This is a genomic window from Streptomyces sp. NPDC001508, assembly GCF_040298665.1.
GTDB lineage: Bacteria > Actinomycetota > Actinomycetes > Streptomycetales > Streptomycetaceae > Streptomyces.
Genome location: NZ_JBEPAP010000010.1, coordinates 1 through 15,230, shown reverse-complemented (window position 1 = coordinate 15,230; position 15,230 = coordinate 1). Strand labels below are relative to the sequence as shown.

Annotated in this window: 13 protein-coding genes; 2 read left to right on the top strand and 11 right to left on the bottom strand. The window is 73.6% G+C overall.

Annotation, left to right across the window (positions count from 1 at the left end; genetic code table 11):
- Positions 1 to 594 precede the first annotated feature (594 nt).
- From ABT245_RS12140 to ABT245_RS12100, 9 genes are all read right to left on the bottom strand, one after another.
- Positions 595 to 1,413 carry a TrmH family RNA methyltransferase gene (locus tag ABT245_RS12140; protein WP_351732152.1) on the bottom strand — a complete coding sequence of 273 codons (819 nt, stop codon included), beginning with the start codon at positions 1,411 to 1,413 and terminating at the stop codon, positions 595 to 597.
- A gap of 54 nt (positions 1,414 to 1,467) precedes the next feature.
- The gene (gene cobA / locus ABT245_RS12135) at positions 1,468 to 2,748 is read right to left on the bottom strand and encodes a uroporphyrinogen-III C-methyltransferase (protein ID WP_351732149.1); all 1,281 of its coding nucleotides are present in this window, start codon (positions 2,746 to 2,748) and stop codon (positions 1,468 to 1,470) included.
- A gap of 169 nt (positions 2,749 to 2,917) precedes the next feature.
- A complete protein-coding gene (gene cobT, locus ABT245_RS12130) occupies positions 2,918 to 6,994 on the bottom strand; it encodes a nicotinate-nucleotide--dimethylbenzimidazole phosphoribosyltransferase (RefSeq protein WP_351732146.1) in 4,077 nt (1,358 codons plus the stop codon).
- Positions 6,995 to 7,388: 394 nt separating this feature from the next.
- Positions 7,389 to 8,603 (bottom strand): precorrin-6y C5,15-methyltransferase (decarboxylating) subunit CbiE, encoded by a 1,215-nt coding sequence (gene cbiE, locus ABT245_RS12125; RefSeq protein WP_351732143.1) that lies wholly within the window; start codon positions 8,601 to 8,603, stop codon positions 7,389 to 7,391.
- Between the two features lie 123 nt (positions 8,604 to 8,726).
- Entirely contained in the window at positions 8,727 to 9,365 is a 639-nt protein-coding gene (locus tag ABT245_RS12120; protein ID WP_351732141.1) for a GNAT family N-acetyltransferase, read from the bottom strand.
- A 447-nt stretch (positions 9,366 to 9,812) separates the two neighbouring features.
- Entirely contained in the window at positions 9,813 to 10,649 is an 837-nt protein-coding gene (locus ABT245_RS12115; RefSeq protein WP_351732138.1) for a MetQ/NlpA family ABC transporter substrate-binding protein, read from the bottom strand.
- A gap of 74 nt (positions 10,650 to 10,723) precedes the next feature.
- Positions 10,724 to 11,434: a methionine ABC transporter permease gene (locus ABT245_RS12110; protein WP_351732513.1), complete on the bottom strand. Its 711-nt coding sequence runs from the start codon at positions 11,432 to 11,434 to the stop codon at positions 10,724 to 10,726.
- 20 nt (positions 11,435 to 11,454) lie between these two features.
- Positions 11,455 to 12,507, bottom strand: a complete 1,053-nt coding sequence (locus ABT245_RS12105) for a methionine ABC transporter ATP-binding protein (RefSeq protein ID WP_351732136.1) — start codon at positions 12,505 to 12,507, stop codon at positions 11,455 to 11,457.
- A gap of 364 nt (positions 12,508 to 12,871) precedes the next feature.
- Positions 12,872 to 13,522 carry an HAD-IA family hydrolase gene (locus ABT245_RS12100; RefSeq protein ID WP_351732134.1) on the bottom strand — a complete coding sequence of 217 codons (651 nt, stop codon included), beginning with the start codon at positions 13,520 to 13,522 and terminating at the stop codon, positions 12,872 to 12,874.
- A 65-nt stretch (positions 13,523 to 13,587) separates the two neighbouring features.
- Between ABT245_RS12100 and ABT245_RS12095 the strand changes: the two genes are divergently transcribed.
- Together ABT245_RS12095 and ABT245_RS12090 are read left to right on the top strand one after the other, a co-directional pair.
- Positions 13,588 to 13,947: a hypothetical protein gene (locus tag ABT245_RS12095; RefSeq protein WP_351732131.1), complete on the top strand. Its 360-nt coding sequence runs from the start codon at positions 13,588 to 13,590 to the stop codon at positions 13,945 to 13,947.
- Positions 13,928 to 14,374 (top strand): hypothetical protein, encoded by a 447-nt coding sequence (locus tag ABT245_RS12090; RefSeq protein WP_351732129.1) that lies wholly within the window; start codon positions 13,928 to 13,930, stop codon positions 14,372 to 14,374. The genes ABT245_RS12095 and ABT245_RS12090 overlap by 20 nt, the downstream gene beginning before the upstream one ends.
- On the opposite strand, the gene ABT245_RS12085 is transcribed toward ABT245_RS12090, so the two are convergent.
- A complete protein-coding gene (locus ABT245_RS12085) occupies positions 14,364 to 14,861 on the bottom strand; it encodes a GNAT family N-acetyltransferase (RefSeq protein WP_351732127.1) in 498 nt (165 codons plus the stop codon). The two genes, ABT245_RS12090 and ABT245_RS12085, sit on opposite strands and share 11 nt — an antisense overlap.
- Positions 14,862 to 14,918: 57 nt before the next feature.
- Positions 14,919 to 15,230, bottom strand: a 312-nt coding sequence (locus tag ABT245_RS12080; protein WP_502982113.1) for an RNA polymerase sigma factor, incomplete at its 5' end; no start/stop codon positions are given.

The following is a 15,230-nucleotide window of genomic DNA, read 5'->3' as shown; positions in this document are numbered from 1 at the left end:
TCCGGAATAGCCCCGGGACCAGTGGGCCGTAGTTCCGGAATAGCCCCGGGACCAGTGGGCCGTAGTTCCGGAATAGCCCCGGGACCAGTGGGCCGTAGTTCCGGAATAGCCCCGGGACCAGTGGGCCGTGCCCCGGGTTTCCCCGCACACCGTGACCCGGGAGCCTTCAGGGCATGTCGTCGCACGCCGGTCGTCGCACCGTCGCACGCCGGTCGTCATTCCCAGGCCGCACCCCGGTCGTCGTACCCACACCGCACCCCGGTCCCGCCCCGGCCGTCGCACCGTCGCACGCCGGTCGTCGTACCCACGCCACACCCCGGTCCCGCCCCGGCCGTCACACCGTCGCACGCCGGTCGTCGTACCGTCGCACGCCGGTCGTCATTCCCAGGCCGCACCCCGGTCGTCGTACCCACGCCACACCCCGGTCCCGCCCCGGCCGCCACACCGTCGCACGCCGGTCGTCGTACCCACGCCACACCCCGGTCGTCGTACCCACGCCGCATCCCGGTCGTCGTACCCACGCCGCGCCCACATCGTTCACCCGGGGGCCGGGTTTCGTGCCGTCATCGTGCAGGTCGGGGCGACGGGGCCTAGCTAGTCGCGGGGGCGGCCGGTGGCGACCGCGTAGAAGGCGACCGCCGCCGCCGCGCCCACGTTCAGCGAGTCGACGCCGTGCGACATCGGGATGCGGACCCATGCGTCGGCGGCGACCAGGGCCTGGGTGGACAGTCCGTCGCCCTCGGCGCCGAGCATCAGGGCCACCCGCTCCATCCGGTGCGGGGCGGCCTCGTCCAGGGGCTCGGCCTTCTCGTCGGGGGTGAGCGCCAGCAGCGTGAAGCCCGCCTCGCGGACCGACTCCAGGCCCTTGGGCCAGGTGTCGAGGCGGGCGTACGGCACGGAGAACACCGCGCCCATGGAGACCTTGACGCTGCGGCGGTAGAGCGGATCGGCGCAGTCCGGGGAGAGCAGGACCGCGTCCATGCCGAGGGCGGCGGCCGAGCGGAAGATCGCACCGATGTTGGTGTGGTCGTTGACGGACTCCATGACCACCACCCGGCGCGCGGAGCGCAGGAGTTCGACCGCGGTGGGCAGCGGCTTGCGCTGCATGGAGGCGAGGGCGCCGCGGTGCACGTGATAGCCGGTGACCTGCTCGGCGAGTTCGGGGCTGACCGCGTAGACCGGGGCGGGCAGTTCGTCGATCACGTCGCGCATGACGTCGATCCACTTGGCCGAGAGCAGCATCGAGCGCATCTCGTAGCCCGCCTCCTTGGCCCGTCTGATGACCTTCTCGCCCTCGGCGATGAACAGTCCCTCGGCCGGTTCGCGCTTGCGGCGCAGTTCGACGTCGGTCAGGCCCGTGTAGTCGCTCAGGCGGGGGTCGGCGGGGTCCTCGACGGTGATGAGATCGGCCACAGAGTGATACTGCCTTGTCCTGGGTGCGGTGCCAACGGCTCGGGAAGCGTTCTGTTACCCGCGGTTACTCGGGAGGTGCGGCCGCCGGGCTCCCCCGGCGGGCTCGGAGGCGGGGCGCGGGCCGACGGCGACGACCTCGCCGATGACGATGACCGCCGGCGGCCTCACATCCTCGGCGCGAACGGTCTCGGCGACGGTGGCGAGCGTCGCGTCGACCCGGCGCTGGGCGGCCGTCGTGCCCTCCTGGACCAGGGCCACCGGGGTGTCCGGGGACCTGCCGTGGGCGATGAGCGTCTCGGCGATCTGCCCGATCTTGTCGACGCCCATGAGGACCACGAGCGTGCCGGTGAGCCTCGCCAGCGCCGGCCAGTCGACCAGGGAGCGCTGGTCGTCCGGGGCGACATGGCCGCTGACCACGGTGAACTCATGGGCGACGCCCCGGTGGGTGACCGGGATGCCGGCCGCGCCCGGCACCGAGATCGAGCTGGAGATGCCGGGGACGACCGTGCAGGGGATGCCGGCCTCGGCGAGCGCCTGGACCTCCTCCATGCCGCGGCCGAAGACGAACGGGTCGCCGCCCTTGAGGCGGACCACCGACCTGCCCTGCCGGGCGTGCTGGATCAGGGCGTCGTTGATGGCCTCCTGGGCCATGGCGCGGCCGTAGGGGATCTTCGCCGCGTCGATCACCTCGACGTGCGGCGGGAGTTCGGCGAGCAGGTCGCGCGGCCCGAGACGGTCGGCGATGACCACGTCGGCCTCGGCGAGCAGCCGGCGCCCGCGCACGGTGATCAGGTCGGGGTCACCGGGTCCGCCGCCGACCAGGGCGACGCCCGGGACGCGGGTGCGGTGGTGCCGGGCGACCAGCGTGCCGTCGCGCAGGCCCTCGACCACCGCGTCGCGGATGGCGGCGGTGTGCCGGGGGTCGCGCCCGCGGGCGTCGGTGGTGAGGACCGCGACCGTGACGCCCGCGCTGTGGCCGGTGGCCGGGGTCCAGGCGGTGGCGGCGTCCGCGTCGTCGGAACGGACGCACCAGACGCGGTGCCGCTCCGCCTCGGCGGAGGCGGCGGTGTTGGCCGCCGGGTCGCTGGTGGCGATGAGGGCGTACCAGGCGTCCGCGAGGTCACCCTCCTGGTACCGGCGCCGCACCCAGGTGATCGCCCCGGCGTCCGCCATCGCCTCGACGGAAGGGGTCGCCTCGGGCGCCACGAGGAGGACGTCAGCGCCCGCCGCGACGAGCGCCGGCAGCCGGCGCTGGGCCACCTGGCCGCCGCCGAGGGCGACCACGCGACGGCCGAAGAGACGGAGTCCTACGGGATAGGCGGGGTGTTCGGCCATGAGGGGCGCTCCTCGTGCGGGCGGTGCGGTGGGCACGCTACGGCTCCGGAGCGACCCTGACGTGCGGATTTTAGGACGCGGGCGGGGCAGGCCGCGCAGGTGGTCCGGCAGCTGAACCCCGGACCACCGCGGTCGGCGGTGCCTGTCTTGCGGCTGTCCCGGCCCGTGCCTACTTCTCGGTCACTCCGGCCGAATCGAACGTCGCCACCTCGTGCATCGCCCGTGCCGTGCTCTGCACCAGCGGCAGGGCGAGCAGCGCCCCCGTGCCCTCACCGAGCCGCAGATCGAGGTCGACCAGGGGGCGCAGGCCCAGCTTGTTCAGGGCGGCCACATGGCCGGGCTCGGCGCTGCGGTGGCCCGCGATGCAGGCCGCCAGCACCTCCGGGGCGATGGCGCGGGCCACCAGGGCGGCGGCGCCCGCGCTGACCCCGTCCAGGATCACCGGCGTACGCAGCGAGGCGCCGCCGAGGAGCAGGCCGACCATGGCGGCGTGCTCCAGGCCGCCGACCGCGGCGAGGACGCCGATCGGGTCGGCCGGGTCGGGCTGGTGCAGTTCCAGGGCGCGCCGGACGACCTCGGTCTTACGGGCCAGGGTCTCGTCGTTGATGCCGGTGCCGCGGCCGGTCACCTCGGCGGGGTCGACGCCGGTGAACACGGCGATCAGGGCGGCGGACGCCGTGGTGTTGGCGATTCCCATCTCGCCGGTGAGCAGCGCCTTGTTGCCCGCCGCGACCAGGTCGCGGGCGGTCTCGATGCCGACCTCGATGGCCTGCTTGACCTCCTCGCGGCTCATCGCCGGGCCGGTGGTCATGTCGGACGTCCCGGCCCGTACCTTGCGGGGCAGCAGACCGGGGGTGGCCGGCAGGTCGGTGGCGACACCCACGTCGATCACGCAGACCTCGGCGCCCACCTGGGCCGCGAACGCGTTGCAGACCGCTCCCCCGCCGAGGAAGTTGGCCACCATCTGGGCGGTGACCTCCTGCGGCCACGGAGTGACGCCCTGGGCGTGCACGCCATGGTCACCGGCGAACACGGCGACGGCGGCGGGCTCCGGGATCGGCGGGGGGCACTGCCGGGACAGGCCGGACAGCTGGGCCGAGATGATCTCCAGCATGCCGAGCGCGCCCGCGGGCTTGGTCATGCGCTTCTGCCGCTCCCATGCCTCGCCGAGCGCCTTGGCGTCCAGCGGCCGGATGCCGGCGACGGTCTCCGCGAGCAGGTCGTGCGGGTCCTCGCCGGGCAGCGCGCGACGGCCGTAGGTCTCCTCGTGCACGACCCAGGACAGCGGGCGGCGCTTGGACCAGCCGGACTGCGTCAGCTCGGGCTCGTCCGGGAACTCGTCGACGTATCCGACGCACAGGTAGGCGACGACCTCCAGGTGCTCGGGCAGGCCGAGGGCGCGGACCATCTCCCGCTCGTCGAAGAAGCTGACCCAGCCGACGCCCAGCCCCTCGGCCCGTGCGGCGAGCCACAGGTTCTCCACGGCGAGCGCGGAGGAGTACGGCGCCATCTGCGGCTGGGTGTGCCGGCCGAGGGTGTGCCGGCCGCCGCGGGTCGGGTCGGCGGTGACGACGATGTTCACCGGGGTGTCGAGGATGGCCTCGATCTTCAGTTCCTTGAACTGCTTCGCCCGGCCCTTGGGCAGCGACTTGGCGTAGGCGTCACGCTGCCGCATGGCCAGTTCGTGCATGGTGTGGCGGGTCTCGGGGGACCGGATGACGACGAAGTCCCAGGGCTGCGAGTGGCCGACGGAGGGCGCGGTGTGGGCGGCCTCCAGGACCCGCAGCAGCACCTCGTGCGGGATGGGGTCGCTGCGGAAGCCGTTGCGGATGTCGCGCCGCTCACGCATGACCTTGAGAACGGCCTCGCGCTCGGCGTCCTCGTAGCCGGGCGCGGCCGGGCCGGTGGGCCGCCGCGTCTCCTCGCCCGTGCCGTCTTCCTGGTCGGCGGCCCTGGTCCGCAGGTCCTCCGCCTGCTGTACGACGTCGGGGGCGTCCTGCGCGGGTTCGGCCTCGCGGGGTCCGGGGACCGTGACGACGGGCTGCCGCGGGGCCGCCGGGGCGGGCTGCGGCTCGCCCTGGTCCTGGGCGGGCAGGACGAGGGGCTGGGGCGGGGTGGGGGCGAGGTGCGGGGTCGTGGGCACCGTGCCGTCGACCGGCACGAAGTGTCCGATGGACTGGTCGCCGTCCGAGTGTCCGAGGGATTGGTCGCCGTCCGGGACGGCCGTGACGGTGCCGGACAGGGGCGTCTGCTCGCCGGGAGCGTCCTCCGCGGGCGTGCCGGCGCCGGGAGCGGCGTTGCTGGGCGTGCCTTCGGCGGGGGTGCTCTCGACGGGGGTGCCTTCGACGGGCGTGCCCTCGACGGGAGCGCCCTCGACGGAGGTGCCTTCGGTGAGCGTGCCTTCGGCGGGGGTGCCGCCGTCGGACGCGTCGGTGCCGGAACCTTCAGGGCCGTAAGCGTCGTTGCCGGGGGCGGCCGGGGTATCGGCCGGCGCCTCCGCCGTGGGTGGCTCCGGCCGGGCGGCGTCGGCGGGCGCGGGCGCCGGTTCGATGCCGGGCGCGGCCTGGGCGTCGGGCGGGGCCACGGCGCCCGGCGCGGGCTGGGCGTCGGGTCCGTTCTGGGGGCCGGGTCCGTTCTGCGGTGGCTCGGCGGTTTCGGGACGGTGCGGGGCGAACTGCGGCCCGTCGGCCTCGTGCGCCGGGACGGCGGGAACGGGCCCCTCGTCGGCCACCGGGTCCTCCGGTGCGAGGGCCGCCGGGGCGCCGGTGTCAGCGCCGTGCGGGCCGGCCTCGGCGGTCGGCCCCGTCGGGGCCTGCGGTGGGGTCTGCTGCGGGCTCTGCCCGGGGTGTGCTCCCTCGGCCGGTACGGCGTGGTCCGCCGCCGCGTGCTGCGGAACGGCAGGTACCGGGGTGCCGGCCGCAGGCGTCGGAGTACCGGCCGCAGGCGTCGGGATGCCGTCGGCGGTGGACGCCGCCGGCACCGGGCCTGCCACCAACGGCGCGGGCTCGGCCGGCGGCACGGGGACGGCCCCCGGCTGCCCGGCGGCGGGGGCCGCCTGCTGGAGCCCGTCGGGCTCGGGGAGCTGCGCGACCGGCTGGGCCGGGTCGGTGTGCGGGGCGCCCTCGGGCGCGACCCCGGCCTGCGGGGCGAGCGGCGCCTCGGGGGACAGGGCCTGCCCGGCGAGCGGCGCCTCGGGGAACGGGGCCTGCGCGCCGCCCTCGGGCCCGGCCTGCGCTGCCTGGGCGGCCGGGTCCTGCTGGGGCGGGGCGGCCTCGGCCGCCGGCGTCCCCTCGGCGAGCGCCGTCTCCGGTGCCGTGAGGGTGGTCTGCGCACCGAGCGTCCCGTCCGCCCCGGTGAGGGCCGCGGCGGTCGGCGCCGGGTCCGGCACCGGGCCGTCCTCCGGGTCGTTTCCGCTCTCGGGGCCGCCCGGCGTCGCCGTACCGGCCACCGCGTACACCCCGTCGTGGCCGTGCCCGGGGTGCGCGTCCGCCGCCGCGTGCGGCTCCTGCCCGGTCACCGGCTGCTCCGCCGTCGCCGCGACCGCCGCCTGGGCCGCGTGGTCCGTCATGCCGGTGCCGCCCGCCACGACCGCGCCCGGGGCGAGCCGGGGCACGACGTGCTGCGCGAGGCCGGGTCCGGCCGAGCCGACCGGAGCGACCGCTTCCGCGGGCGCGGGCAGGCCGACCGCCTGGGGCACCGGCACATGCGGCGCGCCCCAGGGCGCCGCGCTCTGCGGGGCCAGGTCGCGCAGCGACTGGACGTCGAGGTACTCGGGGCCGGTCGTCGGCGGCCCCGAGTGCCGCACCGGGGCGCCCGCGGGACCGCGGTCGGCCAGGGAGCGGACCGGGCTGGCGGAGGCGTCCGGGATCGGCGGGCCGAGGTGCAGCGGCCGGCGCGGGGCCGCGGGCGCGGCCTGGTCGTGCGGGGCCGACAGGATGGGGGATGCGGCGGCGGACACGGGGGCGGGGCCGGGCGGCCGGACGCCGCTGAGGTCGACGGAGCCGCTGTCCCGGCCGGCCGTCTCGTGCGGGCCGGGTTCGTGGACGGCCTCGACGACGGGCTCCGGGGCGGGCGGGGGCACTTCGTTGCCCCAGGCGCCCTGGGCGCCCGGCAGCAGAAGGTCCTCGTCCTGGGCGGGGGCATCGGAGAGGTAGTGGTACGCGCCGTGTGCGGGGACGCCCGGCTGCTCCACCATGCCTGCGCTCTCCGGCAGTCCCTCGCCCGGGACCTGGCCGGTGTCCGTCATGCGTACCCCTCGCCCATCGGTTAGTGCTCCTACGACCAGCTCGCCCGGAACGGCGCACCGACCGCCCGCAGTGAAGAACGAGCGTGCCTGCCCAGCGGCACGAACGACCGCCCGGAAAAGGCGACAAAGCCATTCGGTGGCATTGTCCCGGCCGTTCCGCCGTCGCGACAGCGTGATCCGCGACAGTCCGCTGTGGACTGCGCCACGTTGCGCGTCCTCCGGTTCTGCCGTACCACACCCGCCCCAAAAGGGGCGTGTTTTCCGGACATTGACGAACGAATTTCCGGGCCGCCCGGTGCGGTACAACGATCGGCCAGCCTACCGCGCGCAGTACGACAACAGGATCACGGGGCGCGAGCCGACAGGGGTCCCGGGCCGTCGCGCGGCGGGGCGTTCAGCGCGCCGGAAGCTCTCCGGTGAGCAGGAACACGACGCTCCGTTCCGTCTCCGTCCAGGCCCTGGTGTCGAGTTCGACGGACTGCAGGAGGGCGCACTCGACCCGGTATCCGTGTTCGGTCAGGTCGCGGCCGACGAGTTCGGCGGCGTCCCGGGTCGCGGCGTGCGTGACGATGCGCTGCGGGCGGCGGTCGGCGACCGCCGAGACCACGGACGCTCCGCCGCCGCCGATCCGTACGACGTCCGGTTCGGGAAGGTTCTCCAGGATGTGCGGGGCCATACCGTGCACGGTCTGCAACTGGACCCCGAAGGCGCGGGCGGCGTTCTCGGTGCGGGCGCACGCCGCGGGGTCCCGGTCGACGGCGATGACGGCGGCGCCGGCGCGCGCGGCCTCGGTGGCGAACGCCCCGCTGCCGCAGCCGATGTCCCACACCAGGTCGCCGACGCGCGGTCCCAGCCGGGCCAGTTGGGCGGCCCGCAGCAGATCGGTCTCGCCTTCGCCGAGTCCGCCGCCGTACGCCTCGTCGGGCTGGACCCAGCCGCGCGGGCCCTGGCCCGGGTCGCGGCCGGTGATCCAGCCGCCGCTGTCCGCCGGGCCGGCCGGCCCGGCCGGGCCGCCGATGACGATCACGAGGTTGGGGTCGCGCCAGGCGTGGTCGGCGGCCTTGTCCGAGGTGACGACGGTGACCCGCTCGCGCTCGGTGCCCAGTTCCTCGCAGATGACGAAGGTGCGGTGCACTCCTTCGAGTAGCAGGCCGAGTTCGGCGGGGCCCGCGCCGGGTGAGGTGAGCACGGCGACCTTGGTGTGGGCGCGGCACACATTCACCGCGCGTCGCAGGGTGCGCCGGTGTGCGACAACCACCTGGGCGTCGTCCCAGGGCATGCCGGCGCGGGCGAAGGCCGCGGCCACCGCGGAGACGGCGGGGACGACCTCCACCTCAAGGCCGAACTCGGGGGCGCGCAGGGTCCGTACGACTCCGAAGAAGCCGGGGTCGCCGTCGGCGAGCACGACCGCGCTGCCACGGTGCGCGGCGATGCGCCGGGCGGCCAGGGCGACGCTGCCGAGACGGATGCGTTCGGCGGTGGGCGGCACCTCGGGCAGGGCCAGGTGGTGGGCCGCGCCCGCGACGAGGGTGGCGGCGCCCAGCGCGGAGCGCGCCGCCGCGGTCAGCGGCGAGCCGTCCCAGCCGATCACCGTGACCCGGTCGGCCATCGTTGTCAGTCTCCAGAGTTTTCGCGGATCGTCAGGGAGCGGGCGCCCGTACCCGGGCTCCGTGAGAGTACCCGCTGGCGCCGTCGGGCGCGCGAGGGGGCGGGGACCGTGGTCCCGTGCGGGTCAGTTCCAGTCGGAGTACGAGGTGAAACCGCCGGTGTCGGCCAACTGCTCGCCCGTGCCCTCCAGGTCCTCCGGGAGGAGGCTCCACACGATGAGGTCGGTGCGCAGGTCGGCCCAGGCGCCGGCCTCGGCGCGGACCCGGGCTATGCAGGCGTTGCGCAGCACGCCCTCGCTGATGCAGCCGATCTTCTGGGCGACCTGCTGGGAGGCGGTGTTGCCGGCCGCGGTGCGCAGCTCGATACGCTCGAACTTCTGGTCGCCCAAGAGCCATTGGGCGGTGGCCAGCGCGGCCTCGGCGGCATAGCCCTCGCCGCGGGCCCAGGGGGCGATGATGTACGACAGTTCGGTCGACCGGATGCGCCAGTTGGTCTTGGTCAGCTGGACGAGACCGACCAGGCGCTGGGTGAGGAACTCGGTGACCGCGAGGTCGAGGCCGCGGCCGGCGGCCCGCTCGGTGGGCGCGTACCCGGTGATCCAGGTGCGGGCGGCGTCCTCGGTGAACGGCTGCGGGACACGTGTCCAGGCCACGACCTGCTCGTCGTTCATCATCTCGGCAAGGGCGGGCACGTCGTCCTCGTCGAGGGGCCGCAGCACCAACCGCTCCGTGCTGATGGAGATGTTGGGGAAGGTGCCAGTCATGCGCCGCTCCGTAACCTTGGGACGAGCCCTCAGGGGCTGCTGAACTGCCCAGCATGCAGCATGGGAGCAGCGCGTCGCACCACGGGGTCCGCACCGGGTGCGGGTGCGGACCCCGTGCGGGGCGAAACACCGTGCTACGCGCCCTCAGCCGGAGCCGGCCGGCAGCACCGAGCCCTGGCGCTTCTCCTCGATGGACTTCTTCACGCTCGATGGACTTCTTCACGTCGGAAGCGACGAGGAGTTTGGCCGGCTTGCGCACCCGGGGGCCGTCCGGTCGTCCGGTCGTCCTCGTTGCCGCGCTTGACGGCGAGGGTGTCGCCGTGGCCGCCGCCCGCGGCGGAGCCGGAGTCCGAGCCGCAGGCGGTCAGGGCGGGGCCGAGGGCCGCGGCGTTGGCCGCCGCGGCGACGGTGGAGGTGCAGCGCGTCGGTTCGCTTCCCCGATGCGGCTCAGAAGGACGGGATGACGGAGCCCTGGTACTTGTCCTCGATGAACTTCTTGACCTCGGGCGAGGTGAGGAGCTTGGCGAGCTTCAGCACCCGCGGGTCCTTCTCGTTGCCCTTCTTGACGGCGAGGAAGTTGCCGTACGGGTTGTTCTTCGCGGACTCCAGGACGAGGGCGTCCTTGGCGGGCTTGAGATCGGCGGAGATGGCGTAGTTGCCGTTGATGACCGCGGCGTCCACGTCGTCCAGGGAGCGCGGGGTCTGGGCCGCCTCGACCTCCTTGAACTTGAGGTTCTTGGGGTTGTCGGCGATGTCCTGCGGGGTGGCCTCGTTGCCGGTGCCGTCCTTGAGGGTGATGAGCTTGTTGGCGGCGAGCAGCTTCAGGGCGCGGGCCTCGTTGACGGCGTCGTTCGGGACGGCGATGGTCGCACCGCTCTTGAGGGCGTCGGCGCTCTTGACCTTGTGGGAGTAGAGGCCGAGCGGTTCCAGGTGCACCGTGACGACGGGCACGATGTGGGTGCCGCGCTTCTTGTTGAAGTCGTCGAGGTAGGGCTGGTTCTGGAAATAGTTGGCGTCCACCGAGCCGTCCTCGGTCGCGGTGTTCGGGACGATGTAGTCCTGGAACTCCTTGATCTCTAGGTCGAGTCCGGCCTTCTTCGCCAGGTTGTCCTTGACGTAATTGAGGATCTCGGCGTGCGGGGTCGGGCTCGCGGCGACGATCAGCGGTTTGCCGGTGTCGGCGGAGGACGTGGAGTTGTCCTTGTCGGAGCCGCAGGCGGTGAGCCCGAGGGTGAGGGCTGCGGTGGCGAGGGCGGCGGCGGTGATCTTGGCGGTGTGACGCACGAAAAGTGCCTTTCCTTAAGGGTGGAGCGGTCCCGCGGTCGGTGGTGCGGGAGTTCTGGGGACGCGGCGTGCGCTCAGGCGGTCTTGCCGGTGGCCGTGGACGCCTTGAGCAGCCGCAGCCTGGGGGCGGGCCCGGACTGGCCGGCGCGGCGGTGCAGGGCGCGGGCCGCATAGTCGCCGGCGAACTGGATGACCGAGATGACGACGGCGAGGACGCCGACCGTGATCCACATCAGCTGGGTCTCGAAGCGCTGGTAGCCGTAGCGGATGGCGATGTCGCCGAGGCCGCCCGCGCCGACCGTGCCGGCCATGGCGGAATAGCCGATGAGGGCGACGATCGTGGTGGTGGTGCTGGAGATGAGCGAGGGCAGGGACTCGGGCACGAGGACCTTGCGCACGACGGTCCAGGTGTTGCCGCCCATCGACTGCACGGCCTCGACCAGTCCGCCGTCCACTTCCCGGACGGCCGTCTCGACGAGCCGCGCGAAGAACGGGATCGCGCCGATGGCCAGCGGCACGATGGCCGCCTCGCGGCCGATGGTCGTGCCGGTGATCCAGCGGGTGAAACCCATCAGGGCGACCATCAGGATGATGAACGGCATGGAGCGTGCGATGTTCACGATCTGCCCGATCACCTTGTTGGCGACGACGTTCTGCAGCAGTCCGCCGCGGTCGGTGAGGACGAGCAGCACACCGAGCGGGAGCCCGCCGACGACGGCGATCAGCGTGGACCAGCCGACCATGTAGAGCGTGTCCCAACACGCCTGGGACAGCAGCGGCTGCATCGCAGACCAATCGGTCCAGGTCACTTGGCACCATCCTTCACCAGCGCGGGCTCTTCGGCGGGACCGTCGGGCCGGCCGACGATGTCGATCTGCAGGCCCTGTTCGCGCAGGAAGCCGATCGGTACGACGTTGTCCTCGTAGCGGCCGGGCAGTTCGATGCGCATCCGGCCGATCTGGAGGCCGCCGACGGTGTCGATGGCGGCGCCGAGGATCGAGATGTCGATGTTGTAGGTGCGCGACAGCTGGGAGACGACGGGCTGGGTGGCGGCCTCGCCGTGGAAGGTGACGTCGAGCACGGTGCGGTCGCTGCCGGATGCCTCGCCGCCCACCGGGAAGAGCGCGGCGGCCAGTTCGGAGCCCGGCGTCGCGAGGATCTCGCTGACCGTGCCGGACTCGACGATACGGCCCCGGTCCATGAGGGCGGCCGAGTCGCAGATCGACTTGACGACGTCCATCTCGTGGGTGATGAGCAGGACCGTGAGGCCGAGCTGCCGGTTCAGGTCGCGCAGCAGGTGCAGGATGGAGCGCGTGGTCTCCGGGTCGAGGGCGCTGGTGGCCTCGTCGGACAGCAGCACCTTGGGGTCGCCGGCCAGTGCGCGGGCGATGCCGACGCGCTGCTTCTGGCCGCCGGAGAGCTGGGCGGGGTAGGACCCGGCCTTGTCGGTGAGGCCGACCAGGTCGAGGAGTTCGAGCGCCTTGCGGGATCGTTCTTTTCCGGACGTGCCGAGGATCTCCAGCGGCAGCTCGACATTGTCCTTGACCGTCCGCGAGGACAGCAGGTTGAAGTGCTGGAAGACCATGCCGATCCGGCTGCGGGCCCGGCGCAGTTCCTTGCCGGCGCGGGAGCCGCGCCCGGCCAGGGCGGTGAGGTCCTGGCCGGCGACGGTGACCGTCCCGGACGTCGGACGCTCCAACAGGTTGACGCAGCGGATGAGCGAGGACTTGCCGGCGCCTGACTGGCCGATGACGCCGTACACCTCGCCCTCGCGGACGTGGAGATCGACGCCGTCGAGGGCGGTGACCTCGCGGCCGCGGGTGCGGTAGACCTTGGTCAGGCCCGATGTGGTGATCACGTGGGTTTCCGTCACTGTCGGGGGCTGGGCGCGGGTGTGCCCGGCGGGTGCGTGCGGGCGGGCGCGGCACGGTTCTCCGCGGTGGCGTGGTGACCGGGGGAACGGGGTGCGGGGCCGGCGTCGGTCGCGTGGGTCGCGCGGCGGCGCACGGACATGCCGCGACGTCTCGCTTCGGGGCGCGGGACTCAGTCGGTGCGGGGGCCCTCTAGCAGGCGCACATTCGACCCGTACAACGAGCACCGGGCGTCATGGTCGCCTCGGTCGCAAGGGCGCGGCTGCTCGTCATGGTCATGCGGTCAGTAAACCAGACGTACGGTGCTGACAGATCGTCGCCGTCCGCATGATGGACAGCGACGGACAGGGTTCAGCCGCGGACGGAGATCTCCACTCCCCCGTCGGTGACCAGCGCGGACAGGGCGGATAGGTCCTTGACCACCAGGTCGGCGACCAGCTCGTGCGCGGGATGGGTTGTGGCCAACGCCACGGTGGCCATGCCGGCGGCGCGGGCCGCCCGCAGCCCCGCCGGCGCGTCCTCGAAGACGACGCAGCGGGCCGGGTCGACGCCCAGGTGGCGGGCGGCGAGCAGATAGGGCTCGGGGTCGGGCTTGCCGCGCGTGACGTCGTCGGCGGTGATGAGCGCCTTGGGCCGGATGCCGACGGCGTCCAGCCGGGCCTCGGCGAGCCGCCGGGTGGCGGAGGTCACCACCGCCCACCGGTCCGCCGGCAGCGAGTCGAGGAAGTCGCGGGTCCCGGGCAGCAGTCGCACGCCTCCTTGGGCCACGTCCTCCACCTCCAGCCGCTCGATGCGGGCGACGGCCCCGGGTACCGCCTCGGCGGGCAGCAGATCGGCGATGATCTCCGCGGCGGTCCGCCCGTGCAGTTCCACCCGCCCGAACTCCGCCTCCGTCAGCCCGTACTCCTGTGCCAAGCGCGTCCAGCAGCGCCGGACGGATTCGAGTGAGGAGACGAGGGTGCCGTCGTTGTCGAACAGAAGGGCCTGTGCACGGATCGTCATGGCCTCGACCCTACGGCGCCGGGCCCGGACGCGGCCGGGCGCCCTGGGCGTAATAGGGTCACCGCATGCTCAATCCCCTGACGCTGGTGACCGGGGTCGCCGCGCTGCTGCTCGCCGCCTGGTGCGGCTGGGCGGCCCGTCGTGACCAGCCCACCAAGGACTGGCACTTCATCGGGATGGCCGTGGTGTCGCTGCTGGCCGTCGTGCAGTTGGCGGTCGGCATCGTGCAGCTGGCCCGGGGCGGGGACCCGGAACAGGGGAAGACGATCTTCGTGGCCTATCTGCTGGGCGCGTTCGCGTGCATTCCGGCGGCGGGCTTCATGTCGCTGGCCGAGCGCACCCGGTGGGGCTCGGTGACGGTCGCCGCGGGCGGCGTCGTCCTCGCCGTCCTGGAGGTGCGGCTCTATGACATCTGGGGAGGATGAGGTGACCACCACGGAGGGCAGGCCGCCGCAGACCCGGCTGATCGGCGGTCCCGGGATGCTGCTCGTCTGGTTCTACGGCGTGATGGTCGTCGGGGCCGTGTCGCGGTCCGTCTACCAGATCGCGACCGAGTTCGACCGGGCGCCGCTCGCCTACGCGTTGTCGGCGGTGGCCGGCGTCGTCTACGGATTCATCACGTACTCGCTGGTGCGCGGCGGCGAGCGGGCCCGCAGGGCGGCGCTGGTGTGCTGCGCCGCCGAACTCGCGGGTGTCCTGGTGGTCGGGACCTGGACGCTGGTCGAACCGTCCGCCTTCCCGGACGCGACGGTCTGGTCCGACTACGGGATGGGGTACGTCTTCATCCCCGTGCTGCTGCCCCTGACGGCGCTGTACTGGCTGCGCCGGGCCCGGGCCGGCGTCACGCCGTAGCCGCGTACGTCCCGGCCGCCTTCTCCAGGACGATCATCGGGACGCCGTCCTCGCCCTTGGAGGTGCCCACCGTCTGGTAGCCGACCCGCCGGTACAGCCGCAGATTGCCCTCGCTGCGGTGGCCGGCGCGCAGCCGGAAGGTGGTGGCGCCGCGCTCCTCGGCGAGCGCGGCCTCGGCGGCGCTCAGCAGCCGGGCGCCGATGCCGTGCCCCTGCATCCGCGGGTGGACACAGAGTTTGCCGATAAAGGCCGCGCCGTCCTCGGTGACCGTGCCGCGGACGGAGCCGACCACCTCGTCGCCGAGCCGGGCGACGACGACGCAGTCGGCCGCGACCTCCGCGCGGACCGAGTCGAGGCTCTGGACGAGCGGATCGATGCGGTAGTTGCCGTACAGCGCCGCTTCACTCTGGAAGCACAGGTACTGAAGCCTGAAGATCTGCTCCGCGTCCCGCTCGGTCGCCGCCGAGATGGTTACGCTCATGCCCATGTGCGCATGCCTCCCGCTCACCTGATGGCCTGTGGTTCCTCACTCCTATCCCCGCGCTCAGCCGCCCGCAACCTCCGCCGCCAGCAATCGCCGCAGACATCCCAGACATTTGGAACGTTCCGGCCCGAGACTGCCCTGTGAGATACCCAACTCCCCCGCGATTTCCCGATAGGTGAGATCCCTCGGGGACAACAGCGCCTCCAGCAACCGCGGACAGCGGCCCGGCAGTCTGCGCACCGCGTCGCGCAGCGCCCGGTGCCGGGCCGCGGCCAGCGCGGCCTGTTCGGGTCCGCGGCCCCCGTCGTCGGCGGGCTCGCTCTCGTACGGCCGCTCGGCACAGGCCCGGCGCCGGCTGCGCCGCGCCTCGGC

Coding starts and splice junctions, on each gene's coding strand:
- cobA (WP_351732149.1), bottom strand. CDS start 2,748: ATGGCCGAACACCCCGCCTATCCCGTAGGACTCCGTCTCTTCGGCCGT.
- cobT (WP_351732146.1), bottom strand. CDS start 6,994: ATGACGGACACCGGCCAGGTCCCGGGCGAGGGACTGCCGGAGAGCGCA.
- cbiE (WP_351732143.1), bottom strand. CDS start 8,603: ATGGCCGACCGGGTCACGGTGATCGGCTGGGACGGCTCGCCGCTGACC.
- ABT245_RS12120 (WP_351732141.1), bottom strand. CDS start 9,365: ATGACTGGCACCTTCCCCAACATCTCCATCAGCACGGAGCGGTTGGTG.
- ABT245_RS12110 (WP_351732513.1), bottom strand. CDS start 11,434: ATGCAGCCGCTGCTGTCCCAGGCGTGTTGGGACACGCTCTACATGGTC.
- ABT245_RS12100 (WP_351732134.1), bottom strand. CDS start 13,522: ATGACGATCCGTGCACAGGCCCTTCTGTTCGACAACGACGGCACCCTC.
- ABT245_RS12095 (WP_351732131.1), top strand. CDS start 13,588: ATGCTCAATCCCCTGACGCTGGTGACCGGGGTCGCCGCGCTGCTGCTC.
- ABT245_RS12090 (WP_351732129.1), top strand. CDS start 13,928: ATGACATCTGGGGAGGATGAGGTGACCACCACGGAGGGCAGGCCGCCG.
- ABT245_RS12085 (WP_351732127.1), bottom strand. CDS start 14,861: ATGGGCATGAGCGTAACCATCTCGGCGGCGACCGAGCGGGACGCGGAG.